At 73.9% G+C, this 4,452-nt stretch carries 4 protein-coding genes; 3 read left to right on the top strand and 1 reads right to left on the bottom strand.

Annotation, left to right across the window (positions count from 1 at the left end; genetic code table 11):
- From AB0B83_RS28825 to AB0B83_RS28815, 3 genes are all read left to right on the top strand, one after another.
- Positions 1 to 1,487 (top strand): HD domain-containing protein (locus tag AB0B83_RS28825; protein ID WP_357580798.1); only part of this gene is annotated, 1,487 nt, incomplete at its 5' end.
- Positions 1,488 to 1,680: 193 nt separating this feature from the next.
- Positions 1,681 to 3,240: a signal recognition particle protein gene (ffh, locus tag AB0B83_RS28820; RefSeq protein ID WP_357580797.1), complete on the top strand. Its 1,560-nt coding sequence runs from the start codon at positions 1,681 to 1,683 to the stop codon at positions 3,238 to 3,240.
- 67 nt (positions 3,241 to 3,307) lie between these two features.
- The gene (locus AB0B83_RS28815; RefSeq protein ID WP_357580796.1) at positions 3,308 to 3,886 is read left to right on the top strand and encodes a Uma2 family endonuclease; all 579 of its coding nucleotides are present in this window, start codon (positions 3,308 to 3,310) and stop codon (positions 3,884 to 3,886) included.
- Between the two features lie 66 nt (positions 3,887 to 3,952).
- Here AB0B83_RS28815 and AB0B83_RS28810 read toward each other — a convergent pair.
- A partial coding sequence (locus tag AB0B83_RS28810) for a malectin domain-containing carbohydrate-binding protein (protein WP_357580795.1) occupies positions 3,953 to 4,452 on the bottom strand: 500 nt, incomplete at its 5' end.

The raw sequence follows: 4,452 nt of genomic DNA, 5'->3' as shown, positions 1-4,452 counted from the left end.
ACAACTGCCTGTCGGGGGTGCCGACCGGGGCGCCGGCCGAGCCGACCGCGCAGGATCTGGCGGACGTGGTGGCGGCGGGCCGCAAGGCGGGTGCCCGTGACCGTGTCCGCCGAAGCCGTGGCGCCCGGGACGTCGTCGAGCACGACGGCGAGCTGGTGCTGGCCCGCACCGCCATCGGGGCACGCCCCGACCCGAGCCTGTCGCTGCGGGTCGCCGCCGCCGCGGCCGTCACCCGGCTGCCGATCGCCCGAGCCACCTGCGAGTGGCTGGCCGCGTACTGCCCGCCGCTGCCGGCGCCGTGGCCGGCCGAGGCCCGGGCCGCGCTGATCACCCTGCTCGGCGCCGGTCCCGGCCTGGTGCCGGCCTGGGAGACCTGCGACCGGTACGGGCTGATCGAGGGCTGGCTGCCCGAGTGGACCCGTCTGCGCAGCCTGCCGCAGCACAACCCCGTGCACCGGTTCACGCTCGACCGGCACCTCGTGCAGACCGCGTACGAGGCCAGCCGGCACACCCGCGAGGTGGACCGCCCCGACCTGCTGCTGCTCGGCGCACTCCTGCACGACGTCGGCAAGGGCCTCCCCGGCGACCACAGCACGGTCGGGGTGCCGCTGGCGGAGGCGGTGGCCGCCCGGATCGGCCTGCCCGCGCCGGAGGTGGCGCTGATCGGCACGCTGGTCCGGCTGCACCTGCTCCTGCCCGACGTGGCCACCCGGCGGGACCTCGCCGACCCGGTCACCATCGCCGGGGTGGCCGAGCGGGTCGGCGACCCGACCACGCTGGACCTGCTGCACGCACTGGTGCGGGCCGACGCCGCCGCCACCGGCCCGGCCGCCTGGTCGGACTGGAAGGGCCGGCTGGTCGCCGAACTGGTCACCCGGGTACGGACCGCGCTGGACACGGGCGCGCTGCCCGCCCCGCCCGCCCCCGACCCGGCCCTGTTGGCGGGGCCCCTGCCGGTCGTACACCTGACGGCCGACCGGGTGGCGGTGGCCGCGGCGGACCGGCGCGGCCTGCTCGCGACGGTGGCCGGCTGCCTGGCGCTGCACCGGCTGGAGGTGCTCTCCGCCGACGCCTCCACCGTCGACGGCCGGGCCCTGGTCGAGTGCCGCGTGCAGCCCCGGTACGGCCTCGCGCCCGACCCGATCGCCCTCGGCGCCGACCTGCGCCGCGCGGTGAACGGCGACGTCTCGGTCACCCAGCGGCTGCGCGGCCGGGCCCTGGCGGCGCGGTCCGATCCGGCCGCGCCCCGGGTGGTCTGGCACCGCGAGGCGGCCACCGGCGCCGTGCTGTTGGAGCTGCGCGCCGCCGACGCGGTAGGGCTGCTCTACCGGGTCACCTGCGCCCTCGACGAGGCCGGCGCCCAGGTGCGCGCGGCCCGCATCTCCACCCTCGGCGGCGACGTGGTGGACGCCTTCTACCTCGTCGGCGGCTGGCCGGACGACGCCACCCGGGCCCGTCTGGCAGCCGCGGTGCTGGCCGCCGTGTAGGGAAGGGCCCCCTGTTGACGTCGGGCGCCCGCCCTCCCGGCCCCGCGATCTTGGTGGTCCCGCCCGGACCGCCGGGGTCAGCTGCGCCCGGCCCGGAGCGGCCGTGCGGCCCGGCCGGCTACCCTAGCGGTGGCCGGACACCTCGCCCGGTCGCCGATGTGCCCGCCGGAACACTGACAAACGGGATGTTCGCGTGTTTGACACCTTGAGTGACCGCCTGTCCGGGATCTTCACCAAGCTCCGCGGCAAGGGTCGGCTCACCGACGCCGACATCGACGCCACCGCGCGCGAGATCCGCCTCGCGCTGCTGGAGGCGGACGTCGCGCTGCCGGTGGTCAAGGGCTTCATCGCCAACGTCAAGGAGCGGGCGCGCGGCTCCGAGGTCTCCCAGGCGCTCAACCCGGCGCAGCAGATCATCAAGATCGTCAACGAGGAGCTGATCAACGTCCTCGGCGGCGAGGGGCGGCGGCTCCAGTTCGCCAAGCAGCCGCCAACGGTGATCATGCTCGCCGGCCTCCAGGGTTCCGGTAAGACCACCCTCGCCGGCAAGCTGGCCCGCTGGCTCAAGGCTCAGGGCCACCAGCCGCTGCTGGTCGCCGCCGACCTCCAGCGCCCCAACGCCGTCGGGCAGCTCCAGGTGCTCGGTGGCCGCGCCGGCGTCGAGGTGTACGCCCCCGAGCCCGGCAACGGCACCGGCGACCCGGTGCAGGTGGCGCGCGCCTCGATCGAGCACGCGAAGCGGGCCGCCCGGGACATCGTCATCGTCGACACCGCCGGCCGGCTCGGCATCGACGCCGAGATGATGCAGCAGGCCGCCGACATCCGCGACGCGGTCGAGCCGGACGAGGTCATCTTCGTCATCGACGCCATGGTCGGCCAGGACGCGGTGCGCACCGCCGAGGCGTTCCGCGACGGCGTGGGCATCACCGGCGTGGTCCTCTCCAAGCTCGACGGCGACGCCCGCGGTGGTGCCGCGCTGTCGGTCCGGGAGGTCACCGGGCAGCCGATCCTCTTCGCCTCCACCGGCGAGAAGCTGGAGGACTTCGACGTCTTCCACCCCGACCGGATGGCCAGCCGGATCCTCGGCATGGGCGACGTCCTCACTCTGATCGAGCAGGCCGAGCAGGCCTTCGACACCGATCAGAAGGAGAAGATGACCGCCAAGCTGATGGGCGGCGAGCAGTTCACCCTGGAGGACTTCCTCGACCAGCTCATCGCGGTCCGGCGGATGGGCCCCATCGCCAACGTGCTGGCCATGATGCCGGGCATGGGGCAGATGAAGGACCAGCTCGCCGAGGTCGACGACAAGCACTTCGACCGGGTCACCGCGATCATCCGGTCGATGACCCCCGCCGAGCGCACCAACCCGAAGATCATCAACGGCTCGCGCCGGGCCCGCATCGCCACCGGCTCCGGCGTCACGGTGATGGACGTCAACCAGCTGCTCAACCGCTTCGCCGACGCGCAGAAGATGATGAAGCAGATGGGCGGCATGATGGGCCTGCCGGGCGGCGGCCGGCGCAAGGCGACCAAGTCGCCGAAGAACAAGCGCAAGGGCACCAAGGGCGGCAACCGGCCGCGCGCCGGGGCCGGCGCTGGGATGCCGGGCGGCTTCCCGGGCGGGATGCCGCAGCTCCCGCCGGGCATGGACCCGAACGACCTGGCCGGCGGCCAGGGCCTCCCGCCGGGCTTCAAGCTGCCGAAGATCGACTTCAACAAGCTCGGCAAGGGCGGCGACGGCCGGCCCCGCTGACGCGCGTCGGTGGCGGCGGGTGACATTATCCTTGCCTAGGGTGATGTCGCCCCTGGAAGGAGGAGTCATGACCGTGGCACCCATCCTGCCCGAACGGTCGGAGTGGACGGTCGACGACCTCGGCGACCTGCCGAAGGACCTTCCGTACGAGTTGGTCAACGGAAGGTTGATCGTGCCGTCCCCCACCGCCGTGCACCAGGACCTGTGCGTCGAGCTGCTGCTCGCGCTCCGGGTCAACTGCCCCGCCGACTACCTGGTCAGCATCGACCTGTCGATGCGCATCGATCGCCGCAACGAGCCGCGCCCCGACGTGGTCGCCATCCGCCGCGAGCACGCCGACCGTTCGCCCGTCCCCGTCGAGGACGCGCTGCTGGCCGTCGAGGTCCTCTCGCCGACCTCGACGTTCCGCGACCTCTACGACAAGGCGAAGGTCTACGCGCACGCCGGGGTGCGGACGTACTGGGTCGTCGACCCGCTGCGCGAGCGGATGACCCTCACGGAATACACGCTCGGCCCCACCGGCGAGTACGAGGCGGTGACCCACACCGAGGACCTCTTCGTCACCGAGCGGCCCTGGAAGGTCTCCGTCGACCTGCCCGCGCTGACGGCACGGCGGGCCGGGTTGCTCGACCGCGCCGGGGACTGAGCGCCCCGCGGTCCACACGGGCGGGGCCCGGCCGTCACCGGCCGGGCCCCGTTTCTCGTACGACCGTCAGGACAGCAGGTCCGGCCGGTCGGTGACGCGCAGCGCGTTCACGATCGGCACGCCGTAGCCCTTGTGCGTCACGAACCGCACGTTGAGCTGGCCGTCGATCACCCGCACCGTGTACGTCCGGCTCAGCGCGGCGTAGCTGCCCACCTCACCGGCCACGTCCAGCGACGGCAGCACCTCCTGGCCCTCGATCAGCACGTCGAAGACCCGCCGGTCCGGGGACTGCCGCTTCACCTCGGCGAAGTCCAGTTCCACCGTGTAGTAGCCGTCCGCGAGACCGTCGACGCGGTACTCGTACATCCCCTCCCGCTGGCTGGCGAAGCGGGCCGGGTCGTTGGTGCCGGTGATCGGGGTGCCGGTCGTCCGGCGGCTGGAGGTGCCGAGGTAGCCGGCGCCGCCGGCGGTCCAGGCCCGGTCCGGCGACCAGGTCTGGCCCTCGACGTCGGCCCGGGCCGACGGGCCGCGGCGTCGTTGGGGCGGGTGGTTCGCGGGTCCGCCTC

Origin of the sequence: Micromonospora sp. NPDC049060 (genome assembly GCF_040649055.1) — a bacterium.
GTDB lineage: Bacteria > Actinomycetota > Actinomycetes > Mycobacteriales > Micromonosporaceae > Micromonospora > Micromonospora reichwaldensis.
This window is presented reverse-complemented; position numbering and strand designations above follow the sequence as displayed.